17 protein-coding genes and 1 pseudogene are annotated in these 17751 nt (G+C 65.0%); 4 read left to right on the forward strand and 14 right to left on the reverse strand.

Features of this window, described 5'->3' with window-relative positions:
* Positions 1 to 75 precede the first annotated feature (75 nt).
* The 11 genes from G557_RS0101345 to G557_RS0101390 all read right to left on the reverse strand — a co-directional run bounded on the left by G557_RS0101345 (position 76) and on the right by G557_RS0101390 (position 10099).
* Positions 76 to 1074 carry a sensor histidine kinase gene (locus G557_RS0101345; protein ID WP_028244669.1) on the reverse strand — a complete coding sequence of 333 codons (999 nt, stop codon included), beginning with the start codon at positions 1072 to 1074 and terminating at the stop codon, positions 76 to 78.
* A complete protein-coding gene (locus G557_RS0101350; protein WP_036960257.1) occupies positions 1067 to 1756 on the reverse strand; it encodes a response regulator transcription factor in 690 nt (229 codons plus the stop codon). Before G557_RS0101350 ends, G557_RS0101345 begins: the two co-directional genes overlap by 8 nt.
* Entirely contained in the window at positions 1753 to 2721 is a 969-nt protein-coding gene (locus tag G557_RS0101355) for an FAD:protein FMN transferase (RefSeq protein ID WP_036960259.1), read from the reverse strand. The genes G557_RS0101350 and G557_RS0101355 overlap by 4 nt, the downstream gene beginning before the upstream one ends.
* Positions 2718 to 2954, reverse strand: coding sequence for a ferredoxin (locus G557_RS0101360; RefSeq protein ID WP_028244672.1), 237 nt, complete (start codon positions 2952 to 2954; stop codon positions 2718 to 2720). Before G557_RS0101360 ends, G557_RS0101355 begins: the two co-directional genes overlap by 4 nt.
* Positions 2941 to 4107: an NADH-ubiquinone oxidoreductase-F iron-sulfur binding region domain-containing protein gene (locus G557_RS0101365; RefSeq protein WP_028244673.1), complete on the reverse strand. Its 1167-nt coding sequence runs from the start codon at positions 4105 to 4107 to the stop codon at positions 2941 to 2943. The genes G557_RS0101360 and G557_RS0101365 overlap by 14 nt, the downstream gene beginning before the upstream one ends.
* Positions 4104 to 4700: a ferric reductase-like transmembrane domain-containing protein gene (locus G557_RS10895; RefSeq protein WP_084626895.1), complete on the reverse strand. Its 597-nt coding sequence runs from the start codon at positions 4698 to 4700 to the stop codon at positions 4104 to 4106. The genes G557_RS0101365 and G557_RS10895 overlap by 4 nt, the downstream gene beginning before the upstream one ends.
* Positions 4697 to 5083, reverse strand: a complete 387-nt coding sequence (locus tag G557_RS13190; protein ID WP_051224031.1) for a hypothetical protein — start codon at positions 5081 to 5083, stop codon at positions 4697 to 4699. Before G557_RS13190 ends, G557_RS10895 begins: the two co-directional genes overlap by 4 nt.
* Positions 5084 to 5305: 222 nt before the next feature.
* Entirely contained in the window at positions 5306 to 6571 is a 1266-nt protein-coding gene (locus G557_RS0101380) for a GmrSD restriction endonuclease domain-containing protein (RefSeq protein ID WP_084626896.1), read from the reverse strand.
* Positions 6572 to 6925: 354 nt separating this feature from the next.
* Positions 6926 to 7114 carry a zinc-ribbon domain-containing protein gene (locus tag G557_RS14410; protein ID WP_156877039.1) on the reverse strand — a complete coding sequence of 63 codons (189 nt, stop codon included), beginning with the start codon at positions 7112 to 7114 and terminating at the stop codon, positions 6926 to 6928.
* A 148-nt stretch (positions 7115 to 7262) separates the two neighbouring features.
* Positions 7263 to 9656 carry an AAA family ATPase gene (locus G557_RS0101385; RefSeq protein WP_245542740.1) on the reverse strand — a complete coding sequence of 798 codons (2394 nt, stop codon included), beginning with the start codon at positions 9654 to 9656 and terminating at the stop codon, positions 7263 to 7265.
* A gap of 71 nt (positions 9657 to 9727) precedes the next feature.
* Complete coding sequence (locus G557_RS0101390; RefSeq protein ID WP_028244676.1) at positions 9728 to 10099, reverse strand: PH domain-containing protein; 372 nt, start codon at positions 10097 to 10099, stop codon at positions 9728 to 9730.
* Positions 10100 to 10192: 93 nt separating this feature from the next.
* Between G557_RS0101390 and G557_RS0101395 the strand changes: the two genes are divergently transcribed.
* Both G557_RS0101395 and G557_RS14065 read left to right on the forward strand, forming a co-directional pair.
* On the forward strand, positions 10193 to 11116 hold the full coding sequence (locus tag G557_RS0101395; RefSeq protein ID WP_028244677.1) for a NaeI family type II restriction endonuclease: 924 nt from the start codon (positions 10193 to 10195) through the stop codon (positions 11114 to 11116).
* Between the two features lie 178 nt (positions 11117 to 11294).
* A pseudogene (locus G557_RS14065) lies at positions 11295 to 12151 on the forward strand (integrase core domain-containing protein).
* Here G557_RS14065 and G557_RS0101410 read toward each other — a convergent pair.
* The gene (locus G557_RS0101410; protein WP_028244678.1) at positions 12148 to 13143 is read right to left on the reverse strand and encodes a DNA cytosine methyltransferase; all 996 of its coding nucleotides are present in this window, start codon (positions 13141 to 13143) and stop codon (positions 12148 to 12150) included. The pseudogene G557_RS14065 and the gene G557_RS0101410 overlap by 4 nt on opposite strands.
* A 135-nt stretch (positions 13144 to 13278) precedes the next feature.
* Between G557_RS0101410 and G557_RS0101415 the strand changes: the two genes are divergently transcribed.
* Positions 13279 to 14286: an HNH endonuclease gene (locus G557_RS0101415; protein ID WP_028244679.1), complete on the forward strand. Its 1008-nt coding sequence runs from the start codon at positions 13279 to 13281 to the stop codon at positions 14284 to 14286.
* Between the two features lie 398 nt (positions 14287 to 14684).
* Here the strand turns inward: G557_RS0101415 and G557_RS0101420 are convergent, their stop codons facing one another.
* On the reverse strand, positions 14685 to 15956 hold the full coding sequence (locus G557_RS0101420) for a type II toxin-antitoxin system HipA family toxin (protein WP_028244680.1): 1272 nt from the start codon (positions 15954 to 15956) through the stop codon (positions 14685 to 14687).
* On the reverse strand, positions 15949 to 16242 hold the full coding sequence (locus G557_RS14070; protein WP_084626901.1) for a helix-turn-helix domain-containing protein: 294 nt from the start codon (positions 16240 to 16242) through the stop codon (positions 15949 to 15951). The genes G557_RS0101420 and G557_RS14070 overlap by 8 nt, the downstream gene beginning before the upstream one ends.
* A 537-nt stretch (positions 16243 to 16779) precedes the next feature.
* Here G557_RS14070 and G557_RS0101435 point away from each other — a divergent pair.
* Positions 16780 to 17733, forward strand: coding sequence for a GIY-YIG nuclease family protein (locus G557_RS0101435; RefSeq protein ID WP_028244681.1), 954 nt, complete (start codon positions 16780 to 16782; stop codon positions 17731 to 17733).
* Positions 17734 to 17751: the final 18 nt, after the last annotated feature.

Here is a 17751-nt window from a genome sequence, read left to right on the forward strand (position 1 = left end):
GCGTCATGATCGCCCCCGCTTACTCAGGATTCTCTCAGCAGGGACTCAGCTCAGCCTGCCCTCACATTCACCGTCTCATGCCTCGGCCGCACCGACCGGTCGCAGTCGCATGCGCATCACTGTGCCATGTTCACCCGAGTGCAGCACCTCAACCCATCCACCAGCCTGGGTCAAGAGCTCGCGCACGAGTGCCAGTCCGATTCCGAATCCACGCCGGTCATGCCGCGCACCCTCATCGGCATGGGCGAATCGATCGAAGATGCGGGCCGGATCGATCCCGGTGATACCTGCACCCTCATCACTGACATCGACCAGTATCTGGCCACCGTCCACGTGCACGACCACACGTACGGTACCGCCCGCGGGGCTGTGTCTCACCGCGTTGTCGACCAGTGCGGTCACGCATCGCTCCAGCGACGTGCGAGGCATGCGCACTCGCCCTGCCGGTGATGCATCGATCTCAAGCTCCACCGAGTGTGACTGGGCCACCACGCGCAGCGCCTCACTGGCCGTGCGCACGGCCTCAGCGACATCGACCGGAGGCACGGATGCGGCCGGTTGCGCAGTGGTCAGCAGTAAGTCATCGAGTGTCGAGGCGAGTGCCGCGGCATCCTGGTCGAGCGCATCGAGCGTCTCGTGCACCGGTTGCCCAGCGTCGAGCCGGTGCCTGAGCACCTGCGCTCGGGTGCTCAGCACCGTCAGCGGTGTGCGCAGCTCATGGCTGGCGTCGGCCACGAAGCGCCGTTGCCGCACCAGAGCCTCCGCGAGCGGACGCACCGCTCGCCGTGCCGCCCACCAGCCTGCCAGACCTGCCGCCGCGATCGCGACCACGCCGAACACGATGATGAGCACGAACACTTTGTCGCGGTCGATGACCCAAGTGAAGTCGTCGCTGCACTCTCCACGGCGCAGACGCTCTTCCGATTCATGGCGCGAGCCGACCGTCACGGCCAGCACGAAGCCGATGACTCCGACGATCACCAGCGCCGTGGCCGTCAGGATCAGGGTCCAGGCCACCTGTCGGGCGCCACGGTCGATGATGCGACGGTCTTCCTCACCCAGTGGCTCAGTCATGGGGTGTGCCGATGCGATAACCCACCCCGCGCACGGTCTGCACGAGCCCCGGCGTCGTCTTGCGTCGCAGATAGTGCACGTAGGTGTCGATGAGATTCAGCGAGTCATCGGGGGTAAACGCCGCATCGCGCAGCTGCTCCCTACTGAATGAGCGGTCTGGAGCTGAGGAGAGCACCCCGAGCAAGCGATTCTCCGCCTCAGTCAGCAGGATGCGCTCCTCGCCCGGGTTGAGCACCGCACGCTGGTCGGGCAGATGCGTCCAGTCCCCGATCTCGCGTCGGCGCAGGGCACTGGTGAAACTCCGGCGCAGTGCCCGGATGCGAGCCTTCAGCTCCTCGATGCGATAGGGCTTGACCATGTAGTCATTTGCTCCGGCGTCGAGCCCGTCGACGATGTCGTCGACGTCTCCAAGCGCCGTGAGCATGATGATCGGGGTGTTCCCTCCGGCGCGCCTGAGCGCCTCGGCCACCTCGACACCGCTCATACCCGGCATGCGACGGTCGAGCACGATCACCGAGAAGTGCTCCTGGAGCGCGGTTCGAAGCCCGGAGGGGCCGTCGTCGCGCAACTCGACGTCGTAGTCGTCGCTGAGCAGCTCGACGGTCATGGGGCCGATCTCGGGGTCGTCCTCGATGACCAGTACACGGTCCCGATGCGTCCCCGCCACGCGTTCGATGCTCATTCGACTCCTTCTCTCGCAGTACCATCTTCCCCGATGGCCTCGTCGGTTGCGTGCGGCCAGTCTCCCGTGGTGCAGACCTCACCATGGCTGTCGACCAGGCGCGCCGTGACCGCCTGCCGACGCAGCAGAGCCGGTGCCGCATCCCCCGCGACCAGAGCGGCGGTCGACCACGTGTTCGCCTGCACGCATGACTGTGCGATGACTGTCGCGTGGGTCCAGCGCGAGCGCACCGGCTGACCGGTGCGCGGATCGAGCAGATGATGCACGGCCCTGCCCTGCCACAGCCAGGTGCGATGCTGCACGCTCGAGGTCGCGACACCGCCGTCACCGCGCAGCACCAGCCAGTCGGCCGGGTCTCGGTCGGTGTCCTGCACCACGACGTTCCACGAGGTGCGCACCGGAGATTCCTTCGTGGCGATGTCCCCGCCGAGACTGACGAGCACCCCGCAGTCGAGACTGCGGGCGCAATCGGCGGCGATGCGATCGGCAGTCCAGGCCTTGGCCGTGGCCCCGAGATCGATGGTGGCCCCGGCCGGCAGCGTCAACCGGTCACCGTCGAGTCTGATCGCCTGCCAGGGAACTCGCGGGGGCGCCGTGGTGACGTGTCGAGTTGGGGCTTCCAGGGCGACCGGCGCGGCGACGAGCTGTCCTCCCATGGTGACGCGGTAGCCGATCGCCTCCTCGGCGCGGCCCAGCGTGGGGTCGACCAGTCCGCCGGTGCGGCGGGCCGCCTCGAGCGCCACACGCATCAGCTCCGCGAGCACCGGACTCACCTGCGTCTCGGTCAATTCGGGAATGCCTCGCAGCTCGGAGTCCGGTACGAAGCGGCTGCAGGCGCGCTCCACTCGACCCATCCAACGGTCGGCGATCCGTCGGGCCTGCGGCAGACGATCGGCGGGGCTGACCGCGATGAGATTGTCGCAGCTCCACTGCTGCCAGGCCTGTCGAGCGACGGGCGCGTTCATAGCCACCCCGCTGAACCGGTCACGATGAACGCGGCAAGCGGGCACTGCCGTTGGGCCTGCCTGGCGTCGTCGAGTTCATCAGCGCGCAGCGGCCCGGCGTCGTCGATGATGGCAAAGCCCCACGGATCGGCGCTCATGCGTGCGGCCAGAAGTTCATGGCAGATGCCGCGACCGCGGCATCTGGTCCAGTCGACCGCGATGCCTGCGGCGACCTCTCGTTCAGGCGCGCCCATGTGCACTGCACCTCCCCCGTGAGTGCAGAGCCCGCTCGTCGGCGAGATCGGCCATGGCGGTCAGGGCGAGCCGCACCGCACCATCGGGATGGTGACAGGCACCGCGCCCGGCGATCATGCGCGCCAGCCGACCGGTGGACCGATCGTTGCCGACCAGCGCATCCCCACGGAAGCTCTCGGCCAGTGCGGGCAGCCCGAACACGCACGGGCCGCACTGACCCGCCGCCTGTGCAGCCAGCCACTCAAGTATGCCCGCAGTGGCATGCAGTGGGCAGATGTCGGGCGAGAGCACATGCACGGCACCGCATCCCCACGTCACCGCCGGGTCAATCGGGGCATCGAGCCGCACCCAGCGACCGGTGAGGCCGCCGATCAGGGCGAGACGCGCATCCGTCATCTCGCGAAGCATACCCTGCAGTTGCCCAATGCCGCCCGAGACCTCCACCACAGCCGGTCGCCAGACCGCGCCGGTGATCGTCGCTAGTCGGGTCTCATCGCCTGGGCGCACCGTGACGCCATGGCTGGCGATCAGCGCGATGCACGCGAGGGTCTCGGCGTTGAGCACCAGCGTCGACGGATGTTCCTGGGTCAACGGGTGCAGATGGAACTGCGGCCGGGTGTCGCGCGAACCGGTGCGGGCGGTGCGAGCCACCGCAGAGGCCTCCCCGGAGGTGAACAGTGGACCCTCCTGGTGCACACGCACGCGTTGCCCACGTTTTCGGGCAATGTCGCGCATGCTCGGCACCAGGTCGGCTGCCGCCACCAGATGCGCATGACGGGCCCTCGTCGCGTTGCGCACGATCTCGAGCCCGTCGAGCACCAACTGCGGCACGTGGCGGGCGAGGGCGTGGTCCTTCGCGCTCCAGGGTTCCCCCTCGCTCAGGTTGCCGATCACGACCGGTGGCTGCGGCTGCCGCAGCACAGCGTCGAGCTTGCGCCACGTGGGAAACTCCGCCCCGCCGCGGCCACGCAGATCGGCGTCATGCAGCAGGCGCACAAGTGCTGTCGCGTCGTTGCGTGGCAGAGGCTGCCGAGGGGCACCGGCACCGTACAGTTTTCTTGAGCGTTCACCCAGCAGTGGCCCCGAAGAGAGGAGCGTTGTCGGTCGCTGCACCTGTAGGCGAAAGCCCTCGTTCAGCAGAGTCGTGTTCATCGCATGGTCCTTTCACTGGTATCAGGCAGACGTCGGGCGGGCAGGGGCTGCAGCCCTCCGCGCCAGGCAGCGGAACGCGCTTTCAGCACGAGCGAGCAGATCCATGCCCCGCCGCCGATGCCGATGACGGTCACGACCGCGGCCCACCCGTTCACATCGCTGCCGCTGCCGATGGCGTGTGCGGCCGCCACCGGCCATAGCGCATAGGTGGCCAGGTGGATGCTGTGGAATACTCGCGGCCCGATTCGTCGCCTTGCCAGCCCGGTCACCGCGAGCGCCACCAGCACGTCGAAGGCGACCGTGCCGAGCCCCACCCAGAAAGTATCCGCCTCCGCGCGAAAGGGCAGCACGACATCGGTGATGGTCAGCTGCGCATATGGGTCGAGCAGCAGGGCGATCACGTGCACCACGACGAGTGCGACCGACACCAGCGCGGCGTCACGGTGCATTGACTGCCAGGCGAATCTCGGCACCCCGAACAGCGCCCGCCCTGAAATGGCGACCACGCCGAGCAGCAGAGCGAGGGTCAGCAGTGCGAATCCGGTGAGTCCGGAGCCTCGCCCGAGCGCCCACATCAGCGAGTCGAGCATCATGACCCCTGTGTGCGTGCATGGGTACTGCCGCTTGAGCCGCGCCCCGACGAGGCATAGCCGCCACTGCTGGAGCTCGAGCCCCCCGAGCTGCTCGAGCCGGTGCTTCCCGAACTGCCCGAGCCGGAGTCGGTCCCGTCAGACGTCGTACCAGAGTCGGATGAGCTGGAGTCTTGGCTCGTATCTGCACCAGCATTGCCTGAGTCCACGGAGCCGACGTCATCGTCTGTCTGTTCCTGGCTGGAAGCGCTCACGGCATCCTGCTGATCGTGCACAATCGCTGCGGTGAGCACGCCGGTGCCGAGTACTCCGGTGGAGATCACAAGCCACGTACCGGCGTGCGACACGCGTCGCCCCAAAACCGAATGGCGCTGAGTTGACTTCATGCTGCGCCCCTTTCTCTCGAGCTGGTGACGCAACTCTCGTAGGCATGTTCTCAGAGTTGGCTCAGACCGTCCTTCACTGTGAGTGGGCACAGAAGATTCAGGGCAGGGGCACAGCACACCTCAGCCGCCCCCATTTCAACGCCATGCGCATGTTCTCGACACAACATGCCTGCCAGTGGTGAAATCCGGCACACACCTTGCGCGCGCCAACCGCACCCGTACCTACTCGCAGGCGACGCCGTCGCCGTCCCGGTCCAGCCGCGGGGTCGCATACCCCGGCTGGCCGGCGTACAGCGGGGCCTTGCCCGCAGCTCGCACCGCTTTGCAGTTCGCGTAGTACACGCTGCCGCCCGAGTCGCTCGAGCCTCCCGAGCTGTTCGAGGCAGTGCTCCTCCCCGAGCTGGCAGTCCCGCTGTCCGTGGAGCTGCTGCCGGCAGACCCGCTGCCCGTGGAGCTGCTGCCACTCGTGCTGGTACCCGAGCTGTCCGCCTGACTCGAGCCGGCATCCTCACTCGCCTGCGCCTGCGTGGCGACGCTGGCGACCGCCGTGTACGGCGACAGCGTGCTCTGGTACGACTGCTGGTCGGGGCAGGTCTCGAGCACACGGGTGATCGCGTCATGCTCGGCCTGCGTCACCCACAGGTCGTAGGCAGCCTTGACAGACACCTGTCGGGCGACATATTCGCACCGGTACCCCTTGTTCGGCGGCAGCCAGGTGGCGGCATCGCCGGCCCCCTTGGCCTGATTGGTGGGCCCATCCACCGACTGCAGATTGAGCGGGTCGTTGGCCAGCAGCTCGCGCTGATCGCTGCTCAACTGCTGCGCGCCGGTCTGCCAGGCGTTCGACAGGGCCACCACATGATCGATCTGCACCGCGCTCGAGGTCGTGTTGCCGCGCACGAAATCGATGGTGGTGGATGTGTACACGTCGGCAAGCCTGCCCGAGAGCACCTTGCAGCCGCCGCTGGTCACCACATCGGTGAGGTCGCGGGCGAGCATGTCGTTGCGGGCATCGCAGCCATTGCGGTCGGGGTCCTTCCATCCGTCACTGAACTGGTCGCGCGCATACCCGGTCTTCGCGGCCCTGCCCTTGATCTCGAGCGTGTCGAGCACCGCGAGGGCCGTCACCCCGGTCTCGGTACCGCTGACGGCACCGCTCGACACCGTGGCACCCACCCCAGACAGCTCCTCGGTGGTCGCCTCATCTTCGGCACTGTCAGATTCAGGGTCGGCCGCAGCGGCATCTTCGGCCGGGCTCGCGCTGGATGCGGCACTCGCGCCACCGGCACTGGTGCTGCTGGTCGTGGCGTTCTGTGCGGTTCCCCCGAAAACTCCTGCCACGACGATGCCGACCGCCAGCACCACCCCGGTGATCACCGTGGGCTTGGGCCAGCGCCGGTAGCAGGCGCGGATGCCGCTGAAGATCAGACTGTAGAGGGCGACGAGCCCGATGAGGATCGCCTTGAGCACCCGGCCGAATCTGTTCATAACCGTTCGAGCATACGCGCAACCCGACGCGCAGTAGGGGTGAAAGTGTGCTGTCGGGGTGATGCAGCTTCACCCTGAGTGCACATTTCGGGATTTCTTCACCCCCACGGCGCGAGCTACCCGGGCGGGGCTCCCCTCGGAAGCAGCCGCTCCTCTCAGTTTCACCCCCACGCACATGATTTCGCCGCGACAGTCGCGCAAATGGTGAAATCGTGCACGCACCGATGAAATCGTGCGCACTCCGTCAAAGCCACCTGCACTCACCACTCGACGACACTGACGGCCAGGCCACCGCGCGCACGACTGCATCCATGCTCTCCGGCTCATGCGCCGGGTCTCGGCTGGGAGCGACGATCAGGCGACCGCGTTACCGCACTGTGCGCAGAAGCCGGCGCCCTGCGCGAGTTCCGCGCTGCATGTCGGGCAGCAGCCGGCCTGAGCCGCCGGGGTGCCGCATTCCGGGCAGAATCTGGCATCGGATGGCATGCGCGCGCCGCACGAGGGGCAGCCGGCGCGAAGCTTCGCGGCGGGGTCGATGCCCACGGTCAGGAAGATACGCCGAGGGAAATTCCTCCGGACATGGCGTTCGCTCCCTCACGTTCATGGTGCTGCGAAGACAGAACGTGCCCCGTGCGCGTGAACGGCTGGTATCGGGCAGGTGTACCAGTGGGAGCAACCGCTCAGCCCAAGCTCACTCCCCTGCCCAGGCCAGAAACTCCTCTGCGGCGATCACTGGCTTGCCCCATTGTGCTGCCTTCTTCGCCTTGCCTGACTGCGTGCCGCGCTCGGCGACGACGAGCACGTCGGTCTTGGTCTTGGTCATGTTCTCAGACAGGGCAAGCCCATGCGCCAGGGCGATCTGCTCCATCTCGCCGCGACTGACCTCGCCACGGCCGGCCAGATTCACCGTGCCGGTGAAGCACACCCGCGCACCGGGGCACAGCACGGTGTGCAGGTCGAGTGAGGAGTCGGGCTCGAAACCCTCTGGCAGCACCGAGATGCCGAAGGATGCCTCGACCTCGCGCAGTCGCGAGACCACGCTCTCGTCACGGTCGACCACGCGATCCCATGCCGCACCCAATGCATCGGCGAGCACCTGTGCCGGATCGTCCTGAGGTGTCAGAGCCCCGCCGACGGTAAACCCGGCCGCATCGACTCGCCCCGTGGGCCCGGTCGTGCGGGTGAGCAGATATCCACGACCCCCGGCATTGGAGCCGAGCGCCACCCCGCCTTCAGCCGCCGGCGTCGCTGGGTCGGACTGCTGCATCCGGCCGCCGATGTCACGCAGGGCACGCGCGCGCTCGAGTGCGGTGGGCGCAGTCAGTGCTGTGCGGTCGGATGCCGTGAGCAGTTCCGGGGCGATCTCGGCTCCCAGCGGCATCTGCTGCACGACCCCGTTGCGCTTGAGCTCGGAGTCGATGAGCCCGAGCGTTCGGTCGATGTCGACACCGACCGGGATGCGCCCGGCCAGCAGCGGGGACAGCGCCGCCCACGCCTCGGTGAGCACGGGTGCCAGCTGCACGTCTCGCGTGGTGATGCCGAACTCTGCCTGGGCCGAGTAGAGGTCGCTGGTGGGGTTGACCACCGTGGTCGCCTCGTCGCCGTCGTCGGTGACCACGGCGATCTCGATGGGACGCGGCCGGTAGCGGTCTCCCTCGTTGCCGACGAACAGCGCCGAGAGATAGACGTGAGCCGGTGCTGCACCCGCTGGCGAGCCGGCGTTGAGAAACCGCCGTACGCGAATGTCGGTCTTCAGATCGCGCGGCAGCACCTCGCGTTTGAGCACCAACCCGTCGAGGTTGGTGCACCGGCTGAGCGCGACGTAGAGCTGCCCATTGGCGAAGGTACCACCGGTGAGATCGACGACCACATGGTCGAGCGTCTGCCCCTGGCTCTTGTGAATGGTGATCGCCCATGCGAGCTTCATGGGCAGCTGTGTGAACGTGCCGATCACCTGATGCGTCAGCGACCCGCCACGCACCTCGGGGCGGGTGATCTCCCACACGTGCCGGTGCACCTCGACGAGCCGACCGTCGCGCAGTCGCACGCCCACCACCGGGTCGTCGGCGTCAGCGTCGATGCGCTCGATGCGACCGATGCTTCCGTTGACCCAGCTGCCGTCGGCCTCGTTGTTCAGCAACATCACCTGGGCGCCCACCGCCAGGTGCAGGGTGTCGTCGGTGGGATGCTCGAACCCGTCGATCTCGCCGCTCACGGTGGCCTCGAACACGGTGGGGTGCTCGGTGATACGTGCGAGCATGGCTCGGTTGCGGGCGCGCACGATGCGGTTCGTGGTGGCCAGTGTCAGCCAGTACTCGTCGAGGTCGGGCTCGAAGTCTGGCACCGTGCGCCGATTCAGCTGCGCCCGAGCCTCGTCGAGCAGGGCGCCCTCGCGCACCGCGTTGAGCAGGTCGACCAGCTGGGTGTCGCCGATCTGGCGGAACACTGTGGTCAGCTCTCTGGTCGGGAACGCAGCCGCGTCGAAGCTGTGCGCCGAGAAGAAGTAGGGTGTGCCGTAGTGCTCGTCGATGAAGGCAGCCTCCGCCTCGGTGACCACCGGAGGCAGCTGATACAGGTCGCCGACGAGCACCATCTGCACACCGCCGAACGGCTCACCGGGCCTGGGCCCGAAGCGCTCGAGAGCGGCGACCATGGCATCGAACAGGTCGGCGCGCACCATTGACGCCTCGTCGACGATGAGTGTGTCGAGCTCGGCGAGCACCTTCGCAAATCGGCCCGGCCGGTAGCGGGGGCCGCGCACCATCTGCTCGTCGACGCCCATGGGGAATGAGAACAGCCGGTGGATCGTGTACCCATCGACGTTGAGCGCCGCGATGCCGGTGGGCGCGACCGTGATCGCGCGCCGGTCGGTGTGTGCGAGATACAGCCGGATCAGCGTCGACTTGCCGGTGCCTGCACGCCCCGTGAGAAACATGTTGCTGCCCTGCTCGAGCAGCTCAAGCGCCTCGGCGAACTCGTCAGTGAGCGTCAGTGACGCATGCGTGCTGGGGTCGGCGACGGTGGATACCCCACTCGGTTTGGCCTCGCCCTGCTGCAGAGCGTGCGGTGCGGCGTGTCTGCCCAATTCATCCCCCTTGTCTCGTGGCAATTGTCGCAGAGTCTGCAGCAGCTGCCCCGCGCTGTGAGCTGGAGTGCTCAGTGCGACGACAGCACCGCCCACGCGATCAGCGAGTCGATGCGCCGCACGTCGGCCTTTCTCGTGAGTTTGATCTTCACATGCCCGGCTCGGGTCCACAGCTCGATCTCGGAGTTGAAGTCGAGCGTGCCCGCATTCTCCGACGACCACATGTTGATCGACGAGTACGGCAGCGAGTACATCTCGACCTTGCGGCCGGTCATGCCCTGGGCGTCACGCACGATCAGGCGCCCGTCGGTGAACGTCGCCGAATCTCGGAAGGTGCGGAACGACGCGATCGCCCGCTCCCCGTTGATCAGCAGCGCTTGGATGTCGCTGGGCGTCGGAATCTCCTCCTGAAGCGTCCAGCTGAGAATGTTTTCTGTTTCCATGGTGCCATCATGGCACGAGCCACCGACACGGTTTGAGTCCCGCTGCTCAACTCGGAGCCCGTCTCAAGACGCCCGAATGGATATTATAGAGCTGTGACCGCATGTGAACTACCGACAGCGAAGGACGCCGACCGTGGTGCATTCGAAGTCGCGTCCGAGTTGTTACGGTTAGACCCCGACGGATCCCGCATGGCGAAGGTGTTCCGAGCCACTTTTGATCAGTTGTATGACGGCCAGCACACGGGCCGATACAGTGTTGATCAGCTTTTTAAAACGGAGAAGACACACTTCGGCACCTTGATCGAAATCAACCTGCAGCGAGAGCTGAACCTCAGCGATGGCGAGATTCTCGATTTCAAGATCGCCGGGCACGAAGTAGATTGCAAGTATTCTCACACTGGCGCTTGGATGCTTCCGATAGAGAGTTTCGGGCAACTCATCTTGGTTACTCAGGCCAGTGACCAAGAATCTGTCTGGAGTGTCGGAGTCGTTCGCGTGACGGAGGCCAATCGAAGAACCAGCGAAAACCGTGACAAGAAGACTGGCTTGAACGCCCATGGACGCTCTCAGATCATCTGGCTCTTCAAAGATGCCCCTATGCAGCCGAACGCTCTGCTCCAACTTCCGGAAGACGTGGTGACTGCGATAATGTTGGGCACGAGCGGCCAAGCACGAGTAAACGAGCTTTTCCGCCGAGCGACCAACCGCGTCCTGACGCGCAATATCATCGCGACCGTCGCACAACAGGATGATTATATGAAGCGTGTGCGTGACAATGGAGGCTCTCGCAGCGCGCTCAGGCCTGAAGGTATTCTAATATTGAGCGGCGACTACAGCGTTCAACGAAACATCGCAATCGAGCTCGGCGCTGCAGTACCATCACCCGGCGAGCTTGTAAGCATCCAGGTAGCTCCGGCAGGTGAGACGGACGGAGCTTATATCGCTGGAACCCGCTGGTGTATCGCTCCTTCTGGTGATGCCGTCACTTCCCCCGCTCCAGTAATACCAACGAAATGAGTACACCTACTGGTTCTGATACCGAGGCGTAATGATTCGGCGACATGGCCATGATGAGTTGAGAGGTGTGGACCTCCGATCGTGAAGTGGAGCTGTTCAGCTCAACCGTTTCACGAGTTACGAGACACTCACGTTCCCCACGCTCATAATGCCCTGAACTGTTGGCCCTCGTTTCCGGATGGCACGCCTGATCGTCGATGACGAATGCCCCGTCGCCATCGTCATCGCGGCGAAGCCGTTCATGTTCTCGCCGGTCACCGCCCGGATGCGGGCGGCTCAGCTGCGGTGGGAGTGTGGCCGGAATGGCGGATCCGCTCGATCCGTCCACAGTAATGCTGGAGAAGACGCCGCTGCCCTTGTCCAAGCGGACAGTGAAGCGAGGTCGCGACTTGGGCCAGTCCAGATCGCTGGCGTGCTCGGGCAATCAGCCTCGACGGCCCACTCGGTTCTAGTGTGTTGCCGCATCAATCCGCTGTACGAGATCGCCCCGGTCGTCAGCGAGACCGGCCGACGCTCCGAGCGCGACCGAGCTGGTTCGCTGATCCACGTGGATGGTCACCATTTTCGGCAACATCCTGACGGTGGCGACTGGGCACTACGTTCGTTCATATCGTCATCAACGACCACTCCCGCGTCGCCCACGCCAAGATCCACTCGGACGAGAAGAAAGCCACCGCGATCGATATCATGCACCATACCGTCACCTAGTTCGCCGAGCGTGGCGTCACCGTCGAACGCGTCCTCTCAGGCAACGGTTCCACACATAGGTTGCATGCCTGGCGATACGCCCCTGCACGGTGCCCGGGATCCGCCCAAGCATCCCCTACCAGCCCGCAGACTAACGGTAAGATCGAGCGGCCGTCAGCGCACCCTCGCTGACGGTTGGACCCACGCCCGCTTCTACGGATCGAGATCGAACGTCGAACAGCGGTTCCCGGCTGGATCCACCACCACAATCATCACAGACGCCACTCCGCAATCGGAGCCCCGCTCATCAGTAGAATCGAAAACAACCTCCCTGGACATTACATCTAGCTAACTACGCGGAGTTTAGAACGGGTAATCTTCCTCTGCGAGTCAACCGCACCTAGTGCTTCCGCGATCGAACTTCCAACTGCCTTGGCGACGGGCGGCGGGAAGGCATTGCCGATCTGTCGATACACGGATGTTTTTCGTCCGTAAAAATGCCATTCGGGTGCGAAGCCCTGCACTCTGGCAGCCATAGCATTAGTGAGACGTGGTACATAGTCAACGGGCGCTTCCGAGCCTGGAGCCTCGTCCGCGATGCCTCTGCCGTCAACACCGAGCCGAAGCCACGCCTGCTTCGCGCGGGTCGGGCCGAGGTCAGCTCCGCCGTGCTTCTTAGACCCCCCGACAAGTGTCGGAGCAATGTTGTTAGCCCCCCTAGCCCAGGTCTCGGCTCCAGCCCAGCCTCGGGCTCCCATCAACGGGCGCAGCGTCGAGCCAACCGTGGGTGGCGTGCCAATGGCACGAGGCCACTCGAATCTGCGGAAGTTGCGACGCCTCATCGCAACAAGAATGAACCGAGGCCGCAGCTGCGGAACTCCAAATTCGCTGGAGTTCAGCAGCTGCCAGTCGGCATCGTAACCCATGCCATCAAGTGCATCTAGGATTGATTGCCGATAGGGAGCAAACCGTGCAGATGCGAGCCCCTTGACATTTTCCAGCATGACCGCAGCTGGCCTGGCCTCTCGAACAAGACGAATCGCTTCGGGAAACAGATCGCGCTCGTCATCGGCACCAAGTTGCTTGCCAGCAATTGAGAATGGAGGGCAAGGGACTCCACCGGCAATGAGGTCAATCCCCTTGTAAGCACGCCCGCTTACCTCGCGGACATCTCCTTCATGCACATCCCAGCGGGGGCGGTTCAGTCGAAGCGTCGCGGCAGCGTCCTTGTCGATCTCGACAGCAAGGGAGTGACCAAACCCAGCCATCTCTAGTCCTGAAGACTGACCGCCTGCGCCGGCGCAGATTTCCAAAACACTGAGCCGCGAAGTATATGTCATGTAGTCAATCCTCTCATCTATTCAAGCCTGCTGGAAGTTGTTCCATCGGCGAAGCAGATTATGCTCGGCCCCTGTGACACTGTCCCCGGAAGGTGGAGTACGTCTGTCGCATTGGGCCTGGGATATCCTGGCATCATGCCCTACCCGCTCGACGCATACCTGCACCTGACGCAGGCTGATGCTCGGGCCCAGTTCGAGCGCGTTCTGGCACGCACCCCCACAGCCCCCGGCGGCCGCCAGGAGGCGTTCCTGCCCATCGAGACGCTGCTGTGCTTCGGCGCCAGCTTCCGCGTCAACGGGCACGGCTACGGCGGAGCGAACATCTCCAAGGCGCCGATGCCGATCCCGCAGCTGGCGCGACTGTTCCGGCGCTCGCCCGGAAGCATCATCCGCAAGATGTCGAACCTCGACGGGTCGAGCCCCAACGGCGCCAAGAACGACGTGCTTGTGGCCCTCGAGCTCACTCGCGACGTGACGGCATATCTCGCCATCTATCAGCAGCTCCTGCTCGCGGCCCGCGCGGCCGACATCACCGCGCAGCAGCTGCCCGACTTCCTCGATCTCGTGCCACACGACGAACCGTCCGATATCGGCACCTTCTTCGAGGTGGATCTCGTGCCAGATTGGCAGATGGAACAAGCCGTGCAGATCGAACTGGACGACTGGCACAAGAAAGCCCCCGACATCCCCACGGCCGAAACCGAACGGCTGGCGCTTGCCGGCCAGCGCATCGGCCAGCAGCGCTTCGCCAAGGATGTGCTGCGCAACTACCAGCGCACCTGTGCCTTCTGCGGGTTGAGCGCCGATGCCATCGCGCACAGCAGGCACTTGCTGATCGCCAGTCATGTGAAGCCGTGGAAAGACGCCACCGGACGCGAGCGCCTCGACCCGACCAACGGCATCGCCGCCTGCCCGACGCACGATGCGGCGTTCGATCAGGGCCTGGTCACCGTGGCCGATGATCTGTCGATCGTGCGTGCTCCGCACCTACAGGCTGCCGTGGCTGCTGATGCGCAGGTGGCGCACAACTTCGGGCCCGCAGGGATGCGCGATCACCTCCTCGTGCCCTCTCCCGCTTCATCACCGGGCGGCACGTACCTGAGATGGCATCGCGAACATGTCTGGGGTAGCATCCCGCGTTGACCACCGGGCCGCTGCCTGCACCTGTGCCTGCCCCGCGGCAAAACTTGCCAGTCAGCACGCTCACTCACCACAGCTGCGGCGTGTCGTGACCAACGAACGTGCAGAGTGGCAAGTTTTGCCACGGGGCTGCATCAGCGGCCGGCCAGCCCATGCAACGTGATCGACAAGATCGCTCTCTGACCATCTGAACGCCCAGACGCAAACCCGAGCAGCGGCAATGTGAAGGTACAGGCAGCGGCGAAACGCAAATCTCACAAGCGGCAGGATGAAAGTGTGAGTAGCGTCCAGCACGTCCTCACGTGCGCCCTGAAGAAGCTGGCCGTGTCGATCAGTGCGCTGCTGGAGGCTCAGTGGGCACGCGGAACGACCCTCGAATCGCACACCACGGTCAGCCCCCCTCAGCCGCGCGGCCGCTCGCCAATCTCATCGCCAGCGCGCAGCCGACTCACATTCCACTCGAGCTGCTCGATGAGCCCTGACGAGACCTGCTGCGGCGGCTGCACCGCACCGATCGCCTCTGCCACCGATGCAAGCGTGTGTGAGATCAGAGACTCGGCGCGTGAATCGCGAATCACCGCCCAGTCCGCGATCTCCGCGCGCAGGCGATCGACCGACATGCGTCGGTGATCGAACTCGCCGTCGACGGCTAGGGCCATGTTCCAGCTGACCAGCCCCTCTTGGAAGAAATTCGGGAGCGCGTCGTAGAGCTGTGCAAGCACCGTGCCCGATGGCTGGTGCATGAGCGCTACATTTTTCGCATGCGCATCGTTGTTGCCGATCGCAACGTGATAGGTGAGTTGGCGAATCCACTCCTCCACCACTGCGTCGCCACCCGGAATCTCTGCAAGCAGCTGACCGATGCGACGAGCGCTGGCCCGGGTGGTGGCACTCGGCCAGCTCGGATCCTGGAACTTGACGTCGGTGTCGCGCCAGTCGAGGTTGAGCGCCTGAGCCAGATCCTCTTGGTGGTGCAGGCGCACGTCGTCTCCATCGACATCGCGATCGAACCGTTGGATGGCGAGGTAGGTCATCGCACCTGCCTCACCGATCCAGCTGTCATAGCGTGAGAGCCCAACGCTTCGAGCCAGCTGATGGCTGTAATACTCGTCGAAGATGCGGTGCGGGCGAGATGGCACCTGGGGCTTCAAGATGTGTGTGGAGTGCGCACGACCGTGAGGGTACGCCCACTGCCCGTCGAATCGTGCGACGAGGAGCTTCGGCTGGTACCCGGGCAACGTCGAACGACTGTCGTCGGGGATGCCTTGGTCGCTGTCCCGCAGTGCCTGCTCAAGTCGCTGCGTCAAAACCTCTTCACTCAGGGATTCATATGACGGCCGACCCGGCCGTGCATCTGCGGGGGTTCGCAGCGTCACCGCTCCGGCGATGGAACCGCCGAACTCGGTGAGCAATGCGAAAAGGTCGTCCTTGCTCACATGACGTTTCGCGGCCATCCGCTCGCGATGGTTGCCCTCAGGCACGTAACCGCCCAAGAAGTTCGAGACGGCATTTGAGACGGCAGCGCGCCCGGGAAGCGCCGTGAACGACTCGCTCAGCAGCGTCTGCTGCCGATAGTCCCGGTCGATGTCGAGCATCACCCGCGACCGATCGCGACTCACTGGGCGCACGGTGCCCACATACTGGTCATGCAGGAAGAGCTCGAGCTCAGGCATTGGATTCAGCCTCGAGCTCAGTGCCTGCTGCTGCGGTTTCTGCGGTGTCGGCAGTTTGCACCTCATCCTCGTACTCCAGCGTGAGCCGGATGCCGAGCTCATGCAGGGTGCGGAAAAGTCGCGTCGTGTACAGCGTCGGCCTGGCCGCCTCAAGATCGGCCAGATAGTCACGTGAGAACGCCAGACGTTCGGCGAGCTCGGCCTGAGTGAGGCCCTCATCTTCACGCACCGCGCGGATGACCGCTGCAACATCTGAGAGCTTGCGCGCCTGAACGATTGTCATCATGCCTCCAAGTGATTGCGGAGTTTCCTCACGCTCGTCAATGTGGGAATATTCCCAGAATAGACCATATGGGGATATTCCCGCAATGGTGCGAGCCCTGCCCACCACCTCGAGATCAGCTGCGGTGGGCCTGAGGCGAGCCCTACGTCCAACTGCAGCCCTGCCCTCGTCGCGCCGCCACGCGCACACCCCGTGGCAAAACTTGCCACCCCGCGCGCTCACTCGCCACACCTGTGGCGTGTCGTGAGCAACGAACGACAAGTTGGCGAGATTCGCTGCACGCACTCTCTGCTTGGGCCAGTACCCAGCAGAACAGCCAGCGCCGGGTATTCCAGCACCCACCTCAAGCAGCAACCGCGGCGGCAGAGGCTCGCAATACGTCACCTCCGTGTCAGTGGGTGCCTGTAGCCTCCAATCAGGAGGGGCAAGACCTCACCTCACTGCAGCACATGGCCGAGAAACACGGGCAGCGCGAGCCACAGCATCACGCGCGCGCAGCCAGCCACGTCAATCGCAGCGAGCACGAGAGAAGGGGAACACATGCAGGCACTGCACTTCACACGCCACGACATGACCGAGCAGGGGTCGGCGAGCTCACTGTTCGCCGCCAAGGGCGCACCGCGCACGGGCATCTACGTGCCCGAGTTCGCCAACGACGAGCGCTACGTCGGGCAGACCGTCGACATCGTCGCCCGCTACGCCTCCCACCGCCGGCACCACGGCGACATCGCGGCTCTGAACTTCGCACCCTGCGCGCCCGAACTGCTCGACGAGGCCGAGCGCACCACCGTGCACGAGCAGGAGCAGCACCACCGGCTGCGCAACATCATGCTCACCGACCTACCTGGCGGTGATGACGACCTCACTCTCACCTTCGACGACGAGATCTCGGCCACGCTCCCCTGGCAGCGCGAGCGCCGCGCCACGGTCGCCGACGAGGCCAACAGCCGGCGCCAGCGCTCCTGGCAGCTGCAGGCGCACCCCGAGTGGCATCAGCTCGTGGCGGTCCTGGCCCGCTATGTCGACGAGACGGTGCCCGCACCCATCAGCACATCCGGCCAATTATGGACGCTGACCGCACTTCCCGGCACCGGCCGCCGTTCCGATGATCACCGGTTGATCACCCTGAACTGTGGTCAGATGGAGACCCTGTACATTCGCGAGGTCACCATCGAGGGAGAGCCGATCGTCGCCGCGAGCTTCAATCTGCTCACCACGCAGGAGGGCTTCGACGCCATCGCCGAACGGCTTGATGCTGCCAATGCTCCTTGGGAGGCATTCATCGGCAATTACCGCGCCGAACCAGATGCGGTGTCCATTCTCGTCGAAAACTGGGGCAGCATCCTGCAGGCGCTCGAGATCCCCGAGCTGCTCGACGGCTGCTACGACCTCAACGTGCGACTGATGCGCCGGGGCGTGAGCATGTTCCGGCGCAGCCACAACACGACCCTGGCTGGGCATGTGTTCGACCGCATCGGCGCCGGAGCCAGCTGAGGCTGCGCCGGCGGGCAG

Source organism: Pseudoclavibacter soli DSM 23366 (genome assembly GCF_000423505.1).
GTDB lineage: Bacteria > Actinomycetota > Actinomycetes > Actinomycetales > Microbacteriaceae > Pseudoclavibacter_A > Pseudoclavibacter_A soli.

Excerpts from the sequence above, each read along its gene's own strand:
- G557_RS0101355 (WP_036960259.1), bottom strand. The coding sequence starts at position 2,721 with ATGAACGCGCCCGTCGCTCGACAGGCCTGGCAGCAGTGGAGCTGCGAC.
- G557_RS0101380 (WP_084626896.1), bottom strand. The coding sequence starts at position 6,571 with ATGAACAGATTCGGCCGGGTGCTCAAGGCGATCCTCATCGGGCTCGTC.
- G557_RS0101345 (WP_028244669.1), bottom strand. The coding sequence starts at position 1,074 with ATGACTGAGCCACTGGGTGAGGAAGACCGTCGCATCATCGACCGTGGC.
- G557_RS0101415 (WP_028244679.1), top strand. The coding sequence starts at position 13,279 with ATGCCCTACCCGCTCGACGCATACCTGCACCTGACGCAGGCTGATGCT.
- G557_RS0101435 (WP_028244681.1), top strand. The coding sequence starts at position 16,780 with ATGCAGGCACTGCACTTCACACGCCACGACATGACCGAGCAGGGGTCG.
- G557_RS14070 (WP_084626901.1), bottom strand. The coding sequence starts at position 16,242 with ATGATGACAATCGTTCAGGCGCGCAAGCTCTCAGATGTTGCAGCGGTC.
- G557_RS0101365 (WP_028244673.1), bottom strand. The coding sequence starts at position 4,107 with ATGAACACGACTCTGCTGAACGAGGGCTTTCGCCTACAGGTGCAGCGA.
- G557_RS13190 (WP_051224031.1), bottom strand. The coding sequence starts at position 5,083 with ATGAAGTCAACTCAGCGCCATTCGGTTTTGGGGCGACGCGTGTCGCAC.
- G557_RS0101410 (WP_028244678.1), bottom strand. The coding sequence starts at position 13,143 with ATGACATATACTTCGCGGCTCAGTGTTTTGGAAATCTGCGCCGGCGCA.
- G557_RS0101390 (WP_028244676.1), bottom strand. The coding sequence starts at position 10,099 with ATGGAAACAGAAAACATTCTCAGCTGGACGCTTCAGGAGGAGATTCCG.
- G557_RS0101360 (WP_028244672.1), bottom strand. The coding sequence starts at position 2,954 with ATGGGCGCGCCTGAACGAGAGGTCGCCGCAGGCATCGCGGTCGACTGG.
- G557_RS0101420 (WP_028244680.1), bottom strand. The coding sequence starts at position 15,956 with ATGCCTGAGCTCGAGCTCTTCCTGCATGACCAGTATGTGGGCACCGTG.
- G557_RS0101350 (WP_036960257.1), bottom strand. The coding sequence starts at position 1,756 with ATGAGCATCGAACGCGTGGCGGGGACGCATCGGGACCGTGTACTGGTC.
- G557_RS10895 (WP_084626895.1), bottom strand. The coding sequence starts at position 4,700 with ATGATGCTCGACTCGCTGATGTGGGCGCTCGGGCGAGGCTCCGGACTC.